Source organism: Paenibacillus sp. RC73 (assembly GCF_044908085.1).
Classification (GTDB): Bacteria; Bacillota; Bacilli; order Paenibacillales; family Paenibacillaceae; genus Paenibacillus; species Paenibacillus terrae_A.
This window is the reverse complement of the sequence record NZ_JBIYCV010000008.1, coordinates 58,231-75,774: the sequence shown is the minus strand read 5'-3', so window position 1 is coordinate 75,774 and position 17,544 is coordinate 58,231. Positions and strand designations below refer to the sequence as shown.

The 17,544-nt window shown below is 46.3% G+C and carries 14 protein-coding genes; 12 read left to right on the top strand and 2 right to left on the bottom strand.

Features of this window, described 5'->3' with window-relative positions; genetic code table 11:
- Positions 1 to 15 precede the first annotated feature (15 nt).
- From ABH897_RS19410 to ABH897_RS19385, 6 genes are all read left to right on the top strand, one after another.
- Positions 16 to 1,770, top strand: a complete 1,755-nt coding sequence (locus ABH897_RS19410; protein ID WP_404521717.1) for a cache domain-containing sensor histidine kinase — start codon at positions 16 to 18, stop codon at positions 1,768 to 1,770.
- Positions 1,771 to 1,779: 9 nt separating this feature from the next.
- The gene (locus tag ABH897_RS19405; protein WP_404521715.1) at positions 1,780 to 3,387 is read left to right on the top strand and encodes a helix-turn-helix domain-containing protein; all 1,608 of its coding nucleotides are present in this window, start codon (positions 1,780 to 1,782) and stop codon (positions 3,385 to 3,387) included.
- A gap of 135 nt (positions 3,388 to 3,522) precedes the next feature.
- On the top strand, positions 3,523 to 4,914 hold the full coding sequence (locus ABH897_RS19400; RefSeq protein ID WP_283652871.1) for an ABC transporter substrate-binding protein: 1,392 nt from the start codon (positions 3,523 to 3,525) through the stop codon (positions 4,912 to 4,914).
- A gap of 71 nt (positions 4,915 to 4,985) precedes the next feature.
- Complete coding sequence (locus tag ABH897_RS19395; RefSeq protein ID WP_044648869.1) at positions 4,986 to 5,321, top strand: cupin domain-containing protein; 336 nt, start codon at positions 4,986 to 4,988, stop codon at positions 5,319 to 5,321.
- Positions 5,318 to 7,249, top strand: a complete 1,932-nt coding sequence (locus tag ABH897_RS19390) for an alginate lyase family protein (protein ID WP_283652870.1) — start codon at positions 5,318 to 5,320, stop codon at positions 7,247 to 7,249. The genes ABH897_RS19395 and ABH897_RS19390 overlap by 4 nt, the downstream gene beginning before the upstream one ends.
- A complete protein-coding gene (locus tag ABH897_RS19385) occupies positions 7,246 to 8,262 on the top strand; it encodes an ROK family protein (RefSeq protein WP_404592592.1) in 1,017 nt (338 codons plus the stop codon). Before ABH897_RS19390 ends, ABH897_RS19385 begins: the two co-directional genes overlap by 4 nt.
- 61 nt (positions 8,263 to 8,323) lie before the next feature.
- On the opposite strand, the gene ABH897_RS19380 is transcribed toward ABH897_RS19385, so the two are convergent.
- Positions 8,324 to 8,587, bottom strand: a complete 264-nt coding sequence (locus ABH897_RS19380) for a hypothetical protein (protein ID WP_404581291.1) — start codon at positions 8,585 to 8,587, stop codon at positions 8,324 to 8,326.
- Between the two features lie 250 nt (positions 8,588 to 8,837).
- Here ABH897_RS19380 and ABH897_RS19375 point away from each other — a divergent pair, with 250 nt between their 5' ends.
- Positions 8,838 to 11,645, top strand: a complete 2,808-nt coding sequence (locus ABH897_RS19375) for an AAA domain-containing protein (RefSeq protein WP_404581290.1) — start codon at positions 8,838 to 8,840, stop codon at positions 11,643 to 11,645.
- Positions 11,646 to 11,788: 143 nt separating this feature from the next.
- Here the strand turns inward: ABH897_RS19375 and ABH897_RS19370 are convergent, their stop codons facing one another.
- Positions 11,789 to 12,982, bottom strand: coding sequence for a glycoside hydrolase family 5 protein (locus tag ABH897_RS19370; RefSeq protein WP_283652866.1), 1,194 nt, complete (start codon positions 12,980 to 12,982; stop codon positions 11,789 to 11,791).
- 327 nt (positions 12,983 to 13,309) lie between these two features.
- Here ABH897_RS19370 and ABH897_RS19365 point away from each other — a divergent pair, with 327 nt between their 5' ends.
- From ABH897_RS19365 to ABH897_RS19345, 5 genes are all read left to right on the top strand, one after another.
- On the top strand, positions 13,310 to 14,332 hold the full coding sequence (locus ABH897_RS19365) for a substrate-binding domain-containing protein (RefSeq protein WP_283652865.1): 1,023 nt from the start codon (positions 13,310 to 13,312) through the stop codon (positions 14,330 to 14,332).
- A 286-nt stretch (positions 14,333 to 14,618) separates the two neighbouring features.
- Positions 14,619 to 15,902 (top strand): PTS ascorbate transporter subunit IIC, encoded by a 1,284-nt coding sequence (locus tag ABH897_RS19360; protein ID WP_404592591.1) that lies wholly within the window; start codon positions 14,619 to 14,621, stop codon positions 15,900 to 15,902.
- 74 nt (positions 15,903 to 15,976) lie between these two features.
- The gene (locus ABH897_RS19355) at positions 15,977 to 16,318 is read left to right on the top strand and encodes a cupin domain-containing protein (RefSeq protein WP_404521705.1); all 342 of its coding nucleotides are present in this window, start codon (positions 15,977 to 15,979) and stop codon (positions 16,316 to 16,318) included.
- Positions 16,319 to 16,590: 272 nt separating this feature from the next.
- Entirely contained in the window at positions 16,591 to 16,893 is a 303-nt protein-coding gene (locus ABH897_RS19350) for a hypothetical protein (protein ID WP_283652863.1), read from the top strand.
- Positions 16,894 to 17,008: 115 nt separating this feature from the next.
- Positions 17,009 to 17,455 (top strand): GNAT family N-acetyltransferase, encoded by a 447-nt coding sequence (locus ABH897_RS19345; RefSeq protein WP_283652862.1) that lies wholly within the window; start codon positions 17,009 to 17,011, stop codon positions 17,453 to 17,455.
- The last annotated feature ends 89 nt before the right edge of the window (positions 17,456 to 17,544 follow it).

Below are 17,544 nucleotides of genomic sequence, written 5' to 3'. Positions count from 1 at the left end.
AAGGAGTGGTGGCCAATGAGACTCAGTTTCTACAAGCTTTCTCTGAAAAAGAGAATTCAACTGCTATTTATTTTCCTGGCCATATTGTGCATCAGCGTGACGGGGATCTGCTCTTATCTCTTTGCCGCTCGCAGCATCGAGCGCAATGCCTTGCAGCTTAAGCAGGGAATTTTAAAAAAATCAGTGCAGGTGATGGATGAACATCTCAGGCATATTGTAGTTTCGTCTTATTCCTTTATGCTTAATGAAACGTTCAACCAGGTGATGAAGGATGTGCGCAGCAATAATGCTGTCAACTATTATCAGAATCTGTCCTTGTTGCAGACTTCGTTTGCCCAGTTGAAGCTGGTGGAGCCGCTGATTGATACAGCTTATCTGAGTACGCCAATCGGCGATTTCTTCTCCACCAAAGATTTTCCCGACCGGACGAAGCACTTTTCGGAAGAATATGGAACCTATACAAAGCAGATAGGCTGGAATACCCTGTGGATCGGGACCCATCGCAACGAGCTGTTTCAGTGGAAAGGCAACGTGCTGTCGTTGCTGCTAAAGCCGACGGTGCTGGACAATCATTATATTCCGAATGTATATATGGTTGTGAATATGAGAGAGCAAGCTATGCGGGCCATTCTGGAGCAGGATCTGATGAATAATCAGGTTCAGCTTTTTTTGCTACAAAAGGATGGAACGATGGTGATCCAGCCCGAAGCCCGGCAGTATGATTTTAATACAGAACGGGAGTTTATCGACCATTTTAGCAGGGGAGGAGAAGGGGATTTCCATTATACGAATGCCAAGGGAGAGGAATTGCTGGTCAATTACAACACACTATCCATGAATGAGGATTGGGTGATGGTCAGCATTCAGTCCAAGGCCGACCTGCTATATCCGTTGAAGAAGATCCGCTGGCTGATCATTTGGATTATGCTGTTCTGCATTGTGCTCGCGCTTATCTTGTCCAACCTGCTGGCCTCCGCTTTATTGAAACCGCTTCATAAACTACAGAGCCTGATGGCTAAGGTGGAATACAATGATCTGGATGTGCGGTTCAACAGCAGGTATGAGGATGAGGTGAGCAGTGTTGGCCATACATTTAACCGAATGCTGGATCAGATTCAGTTGCTGATTCAGGAGGTGCGGACTTCGGAGCAGGACAAGCGCAAATCCGAGGTCAAGGCGCTTCAGGCGCAGGTGGACCCTCATTTTTTATATAACACGTTGAATACTATTTTTTGGAAAAGCGAAAGCGGCGAGAAAAAAGATGTTAGTGAGATGATTGTCTCCTTGTCGCTATTGTTCCGGCTAGGACTGAACAACGGGAACGATATCACTACCTTGAAACAGGAAATTAAGCATGTCGAGCAATATTTGCAATTGCAGCAAAAATGCTATGAGGACCTATTTACGTATTCGATCCATGTTGAAAATCTATCATATCTTTCCATTTCAATGTTGAAAATACTACTTCAGCCGCTGGTGGAGAACTCCATTCTGCATGGGTTTCGAGACAAGGCCGTTCTTGGCAATATCTTCATCAAAGTGTACCGCCAAGGCGAGTTCCTGCTGCTACAAGTGACCGACAACGGCTGCGGAATGGATGCCGGGCAGATGGAAAAGGCTGTGTACGAGCATGATGCCGACCGCAAGGGTTATGCGCTCTCCAACCTCCGGAGCAGGCTCAGTCTGCATTACGGGGAATCGGCATCCATTACGTTCAGGAGTATTCCAGACATCGAGACGACCGTTACCATCACAATCCCGTTCATGTAGGAGGTCAGAATGGATCACTTGACGATGTGTGTTATGGATGATATTCAAGCCGTTGTAAAAGGAATATCTGCGACCATTCCATGGTCGGATCACCATATTGAGGTTGTGGGCACCGCAGGTGATGGCGAGCATGGTTGGACTCTTCTGCTGGAGAAAGATCCGGATATCGTCATCAGTGATATCCGGATGCCGAAGCTCAACGGTCTAGAACTGATGAGGCGCGCTTCTGACCAATGTTTACGCGCCAAATTTATTTTTATCAGCGGTTATTCCGATTTCAGTTATGCGCAGGAAGCGATTAAGCTTGGCGCTTCCGATTATTTGCTAAAACCGTTCACTCCGCCGGAAATTCTGGAAGCAGTGCTGAAAGTGAAAAAGGTAATCGAGTCCGAACGGGCCAAGTCGGAGCAGCTTAAGCAGTTGGAGCAAAAAATGGACGCCAGCCATTTGCAGCTCCGCCAGGATTATTTGACCAGTCTGCTTCGCCAGGAAACAGGTGGCCGTCTAAGCGATAGCCGTTGGAGCGATCTCCATATTGATCTGGAAGCCGATAAACTAATGGTCATGGCCATCGAAATGGACTGCTATACCGAATACGGCTACACTCTGCATCTTGACGACAACGAAATCATTCCCTTTGCGATCAAAAATATTTTGGACGAGACGCTGAATTTGCATACCCGGGGTGTTGTGCTGCATGAGAGCAAGCAGCGGCTGGCAGCCATCTTTAATCCGCCAGATGGGATGGAGACTTCGGAGTTGCTGGAACTTTGCCGGGGAAATGTGGAGAAATTCAGCAAAAAAACCGTTTCGATTGGCCTGGGCACGATGGCCCGGGGACCCAGAGAAATCCATGCAGCGTTTGTGCATGCCGCCAAAGCGCTGGCTTACCGTTTTTACAGCGAGGGCAATTGTGTATTCCGGTATACGGAACTGGCGCAGGAGGATTTTGCAGCTCCAGACTACCCTGTGGAGAAGGAAAAGGAATTGCTGTATGCGCTGAGATGCGGTAATAAAACGAGCTGTCACCTCATGATTGACGACATTTTCCACCAATGGACATTGTCCCAAAAATTTCCGGAGCCACTGGCTATGATCCGCTTACTGTCAGGGCTCGCTTTCGCCATGTACCGGGCGTTTTGTGATGAGATCACCGAGGAAGAACGCATTCAGTTGGAGGCTGACTTAATGGCGCTGGAAGAGAACCGTTCGTTGACCTTCGGCGGCTGGAAGAGCTACATCAATCATTTCAGCAGCATGGGCTGTGAATTTGTAGAGAAGAAGCGGCTCAGGGATGTTACGCAAGCGATCCATCGGGCCAGGGAATACATCCGCCTGCATCTCCAGGAGAATCTAACGCTGCACAATTGCGCTCGGGCGGTTCATTTAAGTCCAAGTTATTTTGCAAACGCCTTCAAGAAGGAGACAGGCATGACCCTGATCCAATATATTACCAAGATGAGAATGGAAAGAGCAAAGGAACTGCTGATTGCAGGAGTACAGGTTCAGGAAATTTCACAGATGCTCGGATATGAGGACCGTCCGTATTTCAGCGGTCTGTTTAAAAAGTATTGTGGCATGACGCCCACCAGTTTCAGGCAGATGTATTTGAAATGAACACCAAGCCGGGACAATCATTTTTTCCCCCATACAAAGTTAAAATGTCCCTCACTCCCGTGAAAACGGAACCACTATGATTACGTTAACGGGTAACCGCAGAGGTTGTCCGGAAAAACAAAAGGGGGCATAACGATGGTTAAGAAGTGGATTATCCTAACACTGAGCGCAGTCCTGGCCTTGAGCCTGGGCGGCTGTTCATCGGACAGTGGCAATAATGACGCTCCGGCCGATTCCAAAGGAACTACGGGAGCGAAAACCAAAATCATTTACTGGACGCCTGACCGCCATGATGCCGATTTCATGAAAGCAAAGGTTGACAAGTTTAACCAGACAAACCGAGATAATATTGAAGTGGAAATGAACGTTATGGGCGACAATTATCCGCAGGCGGTGGACATCTCGTTTGCCAGCAAGCAGGCTCCGGATGTACTGCAAGTCAACGATTTCCAGACCTATTACAAGAAAGGCTATCTGGCCCCGATCAACTCCTATATGAGCGACGAGATGAAGGCGACCTTCAAAGACAGCCTGATCGAGAATAAGAACACCATCGACGGCAAGATATTTACCTTGCCCAACACCGGGCAAATCTGGAGACTGATTTATAATAAAGATATCTTTAAGAAAGCAGGCATCGCTACTCCTCCCACAACGCTTGCCGACATGGTGGTTGCGGCCAAAAAGATTACAGAGGTCGGCAAAAGCGAAGGTATTTACGGCTTTGCCAGTCCGTTCAAGAGCGGAAACGGCTTCTGGCGGGCGGCGAATACGATTGCAGGCGTCAGCAACAATACAGGCATCGACGGTTACAATTACAAAACAGGCCAGTTTGATTTTGGCATGTACAAGGATATCGCTTTGGCGCTGCGGCAAATGAAAGAAGACGGCAGTATGCTGCCGGGAGTGGAGAATCTGGATATCGATCCGCTACGCGCGCAATTTGCCCAAGGTAAAATCGGGATGTACATTAACCACTCGGCTGAACCCGGAGTGTACAAGGACCAGTTCCCGACCACCGAAAACTGGGGAGCGGTTCCCGTGCCGTCTATTGACGGAACCATTAAAGGGGCATCGCAAATTATCGGCGGTTCCTACATTGGTATCAGCGCAGATTCCGCCCATAAGGAAGCGGCCTGGAAGTTTATGGAGTACGTGTACAGCAAGGAATTGCAAAGTGAATACTATGAAAAGGGTTATGGAATCTCCTTAATCCCAGCCGTGTTGAGCTCAGGCAAGAAGCCGAGTATTCCGGGCATTGAAGGATTCCTGCCAAAACGGGTTGACGCTATTTATCCAGCTAATCCAAGTATAATTACGGAAAGCTCTTTGGAAGGCATGAAATGGGCAGAAGCCTTTAACGTATTTGTATTCACCGGCGGTGATGTGAATGCCATAATCAAGGATTTGGATACCAGGTATAATACATCTCTGGAAAAATTAAGAGCATCTGGTACTACCAATATTGTAGCTGATCCCAATTTTGATGCTGCCAAGCTACAGGGCAAATTGTCCACAGAAGAATAACCTGTGGCTGTCCCGCGGCCGATTCCCCAAGCGGTTCGGCCGCTTATTTTATCTGAAAGGGGTAGAAAAGCATGATTATTGAAAATGGGGAAGCCAAAACGCATGTCATTGACGGAAGCAGCTCCCGCAAAATTCTCGGTATGGGTGGAACGCTGATGATGGTGGAGGTCACCTTTCGCAAGGGCGGAGTCGGAGAAGTCCATTCCCACGATAAGCATGAGCAGGTCAGCTATATTGTAAAAGGAAGCTTCGAGGTCCGAGTCGGCGACGAGACGCGCATTCTCAAGGCGGGAGATAGCTTCTACGCGGGTTATAACGTTCTGCATGGCGTGAAGGCGCTGGAAGACTCCGTCATTCTGGATGTGTTCAATCCCTTCCGCGAAGATTTTCTTGAGGATCAGCAATGAACGACTATTACCTGCCGCAGCTCGAATTGCGCAGGACTGCGGAGTATTACGCCCGCCATTTTCCCGGCGAAGCCGAAGCGTCAATCGCCATTGCCGATCATGCTGTGGTCAATGAATTTATCGTGCCTTACACCCATGACTTGAGCCGCTGGATTCCACTAGGCGATCCGGTAGATTGGCTGCATAATCCCTCCAAGGACCCGGAGTTCACCTGGGGAATCAATCGGCATTGGCATATGCCGGATCTGGGCAAAGCATACCTGATGAACGGCAATCCGCAGTACGTCTCCGCGTTTATCAACCATTATCGCGGTTGGCGAAAGCAGAACCCGGTTCCAGTCGTTCCGTCCTATGAAGAAGCCGTTTTCTTCCAGAAGCTTGGCCCTTGGCGGCTGCTGGAAACCGGATTGCGCGTGCAGTCCTGGATCTCTGCCTACAAATATATGGAGGACAGCTCACTACTGACGGAACCGTTTCACGCCGAATTTTTGCAGGGGCTGGAAGAGCATGCTGAGTTCCTCACCCGGTATCTGGGCAGTACCGAAATTAATCATGCCATTATGCATATGCAAGGTCTGTTCATGATCGCCACATTTTATCATTGGCATCCACGCGCGCCGTATTGGCGGCAGTTGGCGGCCGAGCGGCTGGAGCTTTGCCTGCTGCATCAGGTTGGCCCCGAAGGGGTGCAGATTGAGCTTACGACCCATTATCACAATGCCAGCATCGAAATGTTCGGTACCCCTTATTTACTGGGCCGGCTGTCCGGTTATCCCTTCTCGGAATGGTTCGGCGAGCAACTTCGCAAAATGACGGCATTCACGGAGGGGCTTATTCGGCCAGACCATCAATCTACCGGAGTCGGCGACTCCGACTGGGTTGGTGACGGGCGGCAGCGGTTGACGCTGTTGGGCGCGATTCTCGAAGATGACGAACTGATCTGCCGGGGGGCGGAAAGTTCGGAAAGCCTGTGGCTGCTGGGAGCGGAGAAATACGAACGTTATATGCAGCTTCAGGCTGCTTACAAGCCTTCAACGGCGAGCCGAGCATTTCCACAGACCGGGTACTATGTAATGCGGGATGAGCAGCAGTATTTGTTTTTTGACGCCGCCGCTATGGGCGGGGCGCACGGTCATGCCGATGCGCTGAATCTGGAATGGATGTGGAAGCAGCAGCTTTTTTTCACAGATACCGGACGGTATACCTACGAAGAAGGGGAATGGCGCCATTATTTCAAAAGCACACGGGCGCATAATACGATCACGGTGGACGGTGAGGATCAGACGCCGTATGTGTCCACGCAGCAATGGGGCACACCTGCGGCCGAAGCGAAGACATACCGCTGGGAGAGCAACAGCCGTTATCACTTCATTGATGCTTCCCATGACGGTTATACTCGCTTGTCCGATCCTGTAACACATCGCAGGTGGGTGCTGCTTGGTTCGGAGGTTCCAATTATGCTGTTAGTCGATTGGCTGGAAGCCGAAGCGGAGCACGAGATGGAGCAACGGTTTCATCTGCACCCGGAAGCTGTAGTAGAGCTGTTGGAGGGCGAGACGGGTAGTCTGGGCGCTTCCGCTTCCTTGGTTTATCCGGGTTCTTCTGTCAAGCTTGCTATACAATGGACAACGGCCGGGTTGACGGAAGGGCGCTTCACGGTCAGCGAACAGCAGGGCTGGGTATCGAAAATATACGGCTCCAAAGCGGAGACGCCTGTGTTACAGGGACAAGCCGCTTTTTCAGGAAAAGCAGGCATTCTTACGGTGTGTCTGCCGGAGGATTCGGCCGATAACGGCGAGCCGCTCCGCCTGACCGCGTGGGAGATCGATCCTGCGCGTCAGCGGGTCGAGGTGTCCTATGTGTATGGTACCGCATCCGGAACCATCGTAATTGATGGCACCACGCTGGAATGGAGGGATCATGGATGACGGGCGATGCTAAGCCGGACACACCTACCGCGTGGATCGCGGGGATTGATGTCGGCGGCACCAAGACCTTGTTTTGCCTCGCTGGGGTGGACGGGAGCATTCGCGGCAAACGCAAGCTCGATACGCAGCTGAGCAGGGACCCGAAAAGCTTTATGGAATGGCTGTTTGCCGAGCTGGGGCAATTTTGCCAAGCTCATGGAACCAAACTTTCCAAACTGGCCGGAGTGGGTATCGGCTTGCCGGGAGTGATGAACGAGCAGACAGGTATTCTGTCCAGCGCTCCAGCACTGGACTGGCCCGCAGAAGATATTCGCCCGTGGATTGCGCACAACTATGAAGGAATTGTGGTGCTGGACAATGATGTGAACATGGCGGCGCTTGGGGAGCAGTGCAAGGGTGCAGCGGCTGGCTGTGAACATTTTATAATGATTACGGTCGGCACTGGCATCGGCGGTGCGTTGTACCTGAACGGGCAGCTGTATAAAGGGGTGACCTTCTCCGCTGGGGAGATCGGGTACTTCGTGATCGAAATGGATCGGGAGACGCTGTCCGCAGGGAAGAGCGGTGTCTTGGAGAGGTTCGGGGCGTTGGAGAATCAAGCTTCCGGTACTGGCATCGCGTTACAGGCGGCGCGTTGTCTGGAAAAAGGGGAGCTGTGCCCGATGCTCTCGTTGCAGGCGGCTGGCGGTCCGGTCACGGCCAAGCATGTCTTCGCGGCGGCTGCAGAGGGCAGTCAGCTCGCGGCCCGCGTGTTGGACCGGGCTTATCATCTGATGGCCGTTGCCATCGCCAACTTGACCATCACACTTAATCCACAGCTTGTTGTGCTGGGTGGCGGCGTCGTGGAGAAAAATGCGGAATATGCTGGCGAATTGGCCGAACGTGTCTCCGCATTAAGTCCTGTTGCTGTGGACATTCGCAAGGCGGCACTCGGCAACGAAGCGGGCGCGATCGGAGCGGTCGAGGCCATCAGGAGAGCGCTCCGGGGCAGTGGGCGGCTGACGGAATCTTAAGCATCCTGCAATACGTACCCCGTTATTTATGAGGAGGCCTATCTTGATAAACGTACTGAAATTAGACAACGTTGAAGATTTTGTACAAATTCGGGCCAACCTGATAGTCAGTCTGCTTCAAAGCCACTTCAACGTCGTTGTGATAGTCGATAAAAGGGTCGGAAATGCCTGAAATAGCGGTTGCAAGAGAGGGATTATCTGCAAAGTTAGAGTACCGACAAATAACCGTCTCCAGTTGAATGGTAAGTGTGCAGGATTGCACGCTCTGATCATCAACTGGGGAACGGTTTTTTGTTGCACGAACGATTGGGATGGGAAGCTTCATTATTCCTGAGATCGTAGTAGGGATAGTCAAATCAGCTTGTCTCCCTCATTACCAAGGTCAATCTCATTGTGACGTAGTGAATCTACTCTAATTTGTGAATGAAGCATGGAAAAGTTGATCGCGACAAAAATAATACTTCAAAAAAAGGATGATACAGGAAAATGTCGAAATGAAGAAGAGGGGTATACCTATAACACCATGATTTTACATAAAAGCATACTAATCGAAGATATAGAGGGATCGAAACATAATGGATGAACAGAAGTTTTTACTGATATTAAAAGATAGGGATCGTACTGCAGAAGTTCTTTCATTCGCGATACAAGGGAATAAAGCGACTGTGACGTTCCAAAATGACTCTAGTAAAACCTATAACTATCCGCTAGATCAGTTGCATACGTTAATAAGCCAAAATCCGAAAGTGATAGATGTATCCGAACAGGAAGTTTTTGTACAAGAAAAGCCTTTGAAAGATGTCAAGCAAGTCATTTTATTCGACCAAAAGGTGAAAATATGGCTTACATGGGGAAGAACACTGATTGTAGATGCTGATCAGCTTACACTGCACCATCGCGCCTTAACCAATGCTAATGCCATCCGCATTCTTCAATATTGGACGGAAATATCAGAGCATACCCAGATAGATAATGGAAACGATCTCGAATCCGAGTCTCATTCTTTTTTGAGTAAACAAATGGTAAGGTTGAATGCTTTTATTCATCTCCAAAGTGCTCTTAGCTGTTTTATAAATCAAACTGCCTTAACTCGGAATGCACCGCAGACAGATCATATGATTTTTCCTTTTAAATTTAATTTGAGTCAAAAGCAAGCCTTGATTCATGCACTCAGTAGCAATATTTCCGTGATTGAGGGGCCGCCTGGTACAGGTAAAACACAGACCATTCTCAACATTATTGCGAACCTGACGATCATGCAAAATAAGACAGTAGCAGTTGTTTCAGGAAACAATGCAGCGGTGCAAAACGTGAAGGATAAGCTGGAGAAGTCGGGGTATGGCTTTTTTGTTGCTTCGCTGGGCAATGCGGAAAATCAGAAAGCTTTTTTTGAGCATATTCCCCAATATGACAAGTCTGAAGAATGGAAAAGCGAGCAATCCGTGCCCGAATTGATGCACCGGATCAAAGAATTGGATGATCAGATCCATAAGCTGATGGAGCTTCAAAATGAGCAGGCCCAATTAAAGCAGCAGTTAGCGGCCTACCAATTGGAGCAGCAACATTATGAGCATTACTATGAGAATCAGGATTCCGAGGAAATTAAGCCAGGACTCTTATACCAAGTATATCGCAAGTTTTATCGGGAAAGTCCGCAAAGTATCCTTTCGTTTCTGGCTCATCATCATGTGGCTGCGGCGCAAGGAAAGCTGAACAGTTGGCTGTATAAGGCCAAAGCAGCGTTCAAATTCGGCTATACCGATTTTGTGAGCTTACGTGAACATCAAAATGATGTTTTGTTGAATCTTCAAAAAGAATTTTATGCCGCTAAAATTAAGTACATCGAGCGAAAAATAGAGCATATTCAAAAGGAAATGGATAAAGCCACATTTGATGAATTGTTGTGTGAGCATGAGCGGATTTCGACGACTGTATTTAAGCATCAACTACACAGCAAATACCACGCAAGACAAAGCTTGAATTTTGAACACCGCACCTATAAAAGAAAGTATAAGGAATTTGTTCAGCATTTTCCTGTGGTGTTGAGTACCACCCATTCCTTACGCAATTGTGCGCCACCAAACTTTCTATTTGATTATGTCATTATCGACGAGTCCTCACAGGTGGATCTACTGACAGGAGCTCTTGCTTTGTCATGCTGTAAAAATGCTATCATCGTAGGGGATACGAAGCAACTGCCGCATATCGTGGACTTAAAGATCAAGAACAAACTCAGTAAGAACGATGTTGCTCATCATTTCGATTATTTCCAGCACAATATCCTGTCCTCCATGCTGTCGCTGTATGGTGAAGCTTTACCCAAAGTCATGCTGCGAGAGCATTATCGTTGCCATCCCCAAATTATTGGATTTTGTAACGCACAGTACTATGACGACGATCTGATTCCTTTTACCACACACGAAGAGAATGTCGAGCCGCTTATTTTGTTTCATACGGCTAAAGGAAATCATATGCGTGAAGTGACGCGAGGGGAGAAACTAGGGAAATTCAACCAGCGAGAGCTGGATATTGTGGAGGAGGTACTGGAGCACCCATTTGTAACGGTGAAAGATAAGAAGGAAATTGGTTTTGCTACACCCTACCGAAAGCAGGTCATCAAAGCAGGGCAAGTGTTATCTGAGGAAATTGAAAGTGATACTATCCACAAATATCAAGGACGTGAAAAACCACTCATGATCCTTTCCACCGTGCTTGACCAGAGTGCTCAAGGTAAAAAGGGAATTCGCTTTGTCGATGATCCTTGCAAAATTAACGTAGCCGTGTCCAGAGCACAACAGCAATTCGTGCTAGTGACAGGGCAAAATGTTTTCACCAAAGCGAACAGCGATGTAGGCAACCTGATCCGATATATGGAGTACAGCACTTTGAACGAGAACATTATCAAAAGCGAAATCGTATCTATTTTTGATTTATTGTATAAAGAATACTCTGAGGTTTTAATTGGACTTCGCGATAAAAAAATAAAGATTTCCAAACATGAGTCCGAGAATATAGCGAATGTTTTTTTGCAGGAGTTATTGAAAAGGGAAGAGTACCATATTCTGAACATACAGAGACAGGTATACCTCAAAAATTTCCTGAGCTCGACAGACCTGCTCGATGAGGGTGAGCGGAAATACATAAAAAACAACGCTTCGCTCGATTTTGTAGTGTACCACAAGCTGGACAAAAGGCCTCAATTGGTTATTGAAGTGGACGGGTTTGCTTACCATGAAAATAAGCCAGAGCAGCTGGAGAGAGATCGCAAGAAAGACAGTATTTTGGCGAAATACAAGGTTCCTTTTTTGAGATTAAAAACAGAGGGGAGTGGGGAGGAACAAAAGGTTCGGGAAATGTTGGATAGCGTGTTAGGCTATAAATAATATATCTTTTCTTACTGGTAAGAAGCTTAATATCCAATAGTTTTGAACATGCAAAAAAAGCTTATTCCCACTCATGTTAAGTTGGAATAAGCTTTTGAAAGGATGGGCTGCTATCATTCACCTGCGAAGCATGGACAACAGGCTTATTCAGCGGTTGCTGTCGCTTGCTCCGCTGCGAAGATGACAGGCTTCATAATCCGGCTCAGCATATCCTGTTTTGGACGATTCCAGGTAACCCAGTCGTCCAGCAGCAGCCCGCCTGTGTCGCCGCTATTCGGATTCAGGGACCAGTAGGTGAAGTACAGGTTGTTGGCACGAATATAGTCTACGAGTGTATTTTGCCATTTACCTTCTGTTGAGGACATATCGACATTACGACCGCCAAATTCACCGACCAGCACCGGAGCTATGTTTTGCTTGCTGATGTAGCCCCAGGTTTGATCCCAGATGGCTGGCAGGTTGGACGGGAAGGTAGGGTCGTTGAACCATGGCTGCGAGGACACACCAGGGCCGTAATCATGCGGAGAATATACGACGCGGTTCGGTACATCCAGAACAACAGGGTAGTTCGCTACACCTGTCAGATTGCCACCCCACCAGTATTGGCTATTGTTTCCTTGTACATTGTGGTCCACACCTTCGACGAGAATCAGCCAATTCGGATTCACGGACAGAATCGCATTCCCAGCGCGCTGTGCCGCCAGACGCCAGTCTGTGGAGATATTGCCTGTCCCCCAGCTTGCCTGACCGTGTGGCTCGTTGTGCAGATCTCCACCGATGACGGTAGGATTGTTTTTATAACGTTCAGCCAACATTTTCCAGTCGCTGATCCAACGAGTCTCAGGGTACTGGGACGTGTACCACAGCTCGGATTGTCCACCTGAGCCTGGACGGTGACGGTCAAGGATAATCTGAATACCGCGTTGTCCAGCTTTTTCGATCACCTTGTCCATAATTTGAATCGGAGTCAATCCGACCAGATCAGGGTTTTTGTAATAATCAATACTGTCTGGACGGGAACTGGAATCGAACAACTGATTACTGTATGGCAGACGGATCAGATTGTAGCCTTCTTTCTTCACCTGGTCCAGCATGTCGTCCATTGAACGGGCCCACAGTCCATGCAAGGTGTAATTAGGAGTTTCCAGACCGAACCAGTTCAGGCCGTTAAATGCCGCCTCTTTCCCGGATTCATCTACAATCTTGTTTCCTGCGGTGTGGTAATATCCTTTCACACTGGCTGCATCTGCCGAAGCGGGAGTGTAGCCATACAGTGAAAAGCCCATTACGAGGGAGGCAATGACGAAAAATGTCTTTTTCAACCCTTTTTTCTTCATGTTTTTGCTTCCTCCTTTATTTTAATATATTTGTAACCGATTACAATTCCATTTTATGTTCAAATATTCCATCAAACAAGTTCATAAAATTCGTATATTTCTAAGATTTCGTTCTAATTCAATAGATTTGTAACAACGGATGGTCAAGCTAAGTGCGAAAGTTCCTCTTGTAAAAGATTCGTAAGGGAGTTCAACACTTCATTTATTATATTTTCCTCCTGTACAAGAAGGTATATAATAAAGTGAAATTCGCTTTACATACAGGTTGCAGAATATATATTTGAAAATGAACACGCCTAACACGCAGAAAAAGAGAGGGGGTTAACCATGGTCACAACGATGAAAGAAGTTGCAGAACGTGCGGGGGTGTCGAAGAGCACAGTTTCGCAGTTTCTGCATAAGAGATACAACTATATGAGTGAAAACACCAAGAAGAAGATCGAGCAAGCGATTGAGGATCTCAGTTATATTCCCAATGAGGTGGCACGCAGTCTCAAGCAGAAGAAGACCTTTATTGTGGGTGTTATTTCTTCAACCATTTTATCGAGATTTACAACAGAAGTCGTGCGTGCAATTGAAGATGAATGCCAACTGGAAAATGTCCAGGTCATTGTCTGCAATACCGATGATGATTCGCTCAAAGAGAAAAAGTATGTCCAGTCGATGATTGCTCGGCAAGTGGATGGACTTATCATTTTTCCGACGGAAGAGAACAAGAAATTATATGTTTCTCTTGTCAAGAATGGCTATCCTTTCGTGTTTGTGGACCGAAAAATCGATGAAGTCAGCGTAGACACGGTGCTGTTGAATAATGAAAAAGCCAGCGAGCTTGCGGTTGAAGCATTCATTGAGCATGGTCATAAAAATATTGGCATCATCACGTTCCCTTTAGGCAAAAAAGCGATCACCACACGAAGTGAGCGGCTGTCCGGTTATAGAAATACGATGGGCAAACATGACATCCCAGTGAATGAAAACTATATCAAAAGCGGCAGGTTGGATGAAATGCCAAATCTTATTGGACAACTATTCCACATGAAGAACCCGCCCACCGCAATCATCGCTACTAATGACATGATTTTGGAGCAGGTGCTGATTTATGCAAAAAATAACCGTCTGACTATACCTAATGACTTTTCCTTGATTGGCATAGATGATGTATCCTTTGCGTCTTTTTATAATCCGCCGATCACTACCGTTTCCCAGCCGAGCTTTGAAATGGGGAAAAGAAGTGCGAGGCTGCTGCTGGAGAAAATCGATCAAAAAGAGCAGGACCATGAGGAGCTGTCAGAAATCATCCGATTGGATCCGGCCATTAACCACAGAGAATCTGTACAAAAATTGAACTGAATAATTTGAATAAGTCTTTTTATCTTATTGGAAACGTTTTTATGAATTCTATTGTAAAAAGAAAATAATGAGCTATAATGATCCTATGATTCGAGTCATGAATACCCTTTCATTTATGTATGTCCTGATTTTAGTGATGTTGCGATTGAAGAGAGGGGAGGAATGGAGCTTAAACGAATAATGTATGGAGTAAGTTGTGATTTAATTCACAAAAAATAATTCTGCTTCTTTTTACATTCCCGGAAGGGAAATTTTTTTCAAGTATTACTAAATCGATTTAGTAAGAGTGAAAATTAATAAAAGAAAGTCGGAGATCACTATGGAAATGTTTATGAGTATTATCAGGGAGCCATCCATCATTATCGCGATTGTGACATTACTCGGCCTTATATTTCAGAGGAAGAAAGTATCCGAGATCATTACGGGAACTACCCTTTCTTTCATGGGTTTCACCATGATCAAAGTCGGCGGCGGAATTTTAGGAGGCGTTCTCACCAACTTCAGCCAAATTTTTTCTTATGCGTTCAAACTTAAAGGTGTCGTACCAAGCAATGAAGCTATCATGGCACTGACCATTGATCAGATCGGGGCGGATGCTGCGCTCATTCTACTCTTTTCCATGATCCTTAACATCGTGCTTGCACGCCTGACCAAGTTCAAGTGCATTTATTTGTCTCTTCACTTGATTCTGTTCATGAGCTTTGCCGCTACAGCCGTTATGAAAGGTCTTGGTCTCAGTTCGCTGACTACGATCATCGTCGGTTCTTTGGTAATCGGGAGCTATATGGCAGTGTTCCCTTACCTGCTTCGGAATGCCAGCAAAAACATTATCAAATCTGATGAATATACGATTGCTCATGCTTCCATGACCTCTTACATTCTCGGCACCTATTTAGGAAAAGTTTTTGGTAACCGTGAAAATGACACCGAAAATGTAAAAATTAATGACCGCATCAGTTTTTTGCGCGACCCCAATGTTGCAACGACCTTGACGATGCTTGTGCTTTTACTGGTATCCGGACTGGTTGCTGGTTCTGATTATGTCAGCAAATTATCTGATGGCAAAGAATACATCGTCTTCATCCTCGAACAGTCAGCTATTTTTGCTGCCGGCTTGTATATAGCAAAAGCAGGTGTTAAGCTGTTCACGACTGAAATTGTACCCGCTTTCAAAGGGTTCTCCCAAGTGTTCGCACCTGGAGCAATCCCTGGTGTGGATGTTCTGGTACTGTTCGACAAATCACCCAATTCCGCGTTGGTCGGCTTCTTGGTCAGCTTCTTCACAGGCGTTGCCTGCGTCTTTCTTTTTCCGCTTGTCGGATTGCCTGTCATTGTGCCGGGGATCATGGCCTGCTTCCTCGCTGGTGGTGCAGCCGCGATATTTGGCAATTCCAGCGGTGGTTTCAGAGGGGCTGTCATTTCCAGTTGTCTTAATGGATTCTTGCTCTGTCTGCTGCCGGCCCTCACCTTGCCGCTCTTTTCTTTTTTGGGTGCCGAAGGGGTGACATTCGCCGATCCCGACTTTACTACCCTTTCCGGAGTACTGTGGCTTATTTTCCGTTGGTTTTAAACTAAATCGATTTATGAAGTTTTTTAGAATAACTCATCTCAATAATTTGTGTTCTAAATGAGGAGGAATTATCCATGTTTTTTAACGACCAAGATATTCAACTTGATACCGTTGACAGTAATACCACCCGGAAAGTGCTGGCCCACAGCGACCAGCTTATGTATGTCAAAGTGATGTTTGCTAAAGCCCAAACAGGGGAGATCCCATTGCATAAGCATATCCATGAACAAGTCACTTATGTAATAAAGGGAAGTTTTAAGTTCATGATCGATAATGGCGAAACAAAGGATGTGCAGACCGTTAGAGAAGGAGACAGCATCCATTTTCCATCCGATACTCTTCATGGCTGTATCCCACTAGAGGATGACGGTATTCTGCTAGATGCATTTACACCAGCACGTGCAGATTTTATGTAAATTCCCTTACTAAATACGGTGTATCTATTGAGTATGTCGAAAAAATGATTGATGGACAGGAAGAGTAAAAGAAAGGGATACTCCCAATGCGAGCATCCCTTTTTGTATTTGTCTACCCAGCGATATACCTTGTTTCAAGTAAAGGAAAAACTATTAGTTCTATAGAATATGAATAGCATAAGATCTTTGAGAGGAGTATGACTATAGAGCTAGAAATTGTTTCCGCCTGAATGGTGATCATTGTTTATAGTAATCAGGGGATTGCGTAAGAAATGGGGCGAGAATACCGGGAGCAGAAAATACTGGAAGCCGAAGACTTATTGAATATGGCACAGAGCTACATGAAACAAAAGTTTGAAGAAGAGGTATGGAAGGCTCATATACATACACCTGTAGAAAGTGTGCATTCCAAGGGACAGAAGCATGAACGCATTATGAGTCTGGAGCCTGAAATTAGGAAAGGGCATATTCTATTCAATTCGGATAACCTCAGATATAACTATCAGGTTAAGGATTACAATCGAAACTGTACATACGACGATGCGCCGGATAGTTTATATGGGCTGTCCAATTGATCCAATCCGTTAAGCAAGTGGGCAGATCAGTGCAAGCGTATAGTCTTGCCAAAATGTACAAAGACGTCTAACATTTATTTCGGGTGTTCGTGATGAAAATAGGAGGCGTTCAAGAATGAAAGAAAAAAATGTCAGGGGAATTAGGGTAACTGATTATCATGATATTTATTTGTTAAACCAAGACTTTAACCCAAAACTATATCTATTTTCTGAAGAAAAAGTAAAAGAGAAGATTGAAATCATAACAAAGAAAACAAATGATATTATTTTTGTTTGTGAAGAAAACAACGAGGTAATAGGATATATTCATGGGAGCCCGTATGAATTACTTTTTTCTGACTCTTTAGTAAACGTACTGGGGTTTGTTGTAAAAGAAAAGTATAGAAATCAAGGTGTAGGTAGCCTGTTGATTGAGCGTCTTGAACAGTGGGGAAAGAGCCATGGATTTTCTGGGATTAAACTGTTATCTCACCCAAGTCGAATACATGCTCACAGGTTCTACGAACAACGTGGTTATATGTTTACAAAGGACCAAAAAAATTTTATAAAAAAGTTCAAATAGTACATATGTGGAACGAGAGCTCACTGAGCAACCAGGATAAGGCCGCTCAGTAAACTATGTGTCCCATTCGGATCAGGACGAAGCCATAC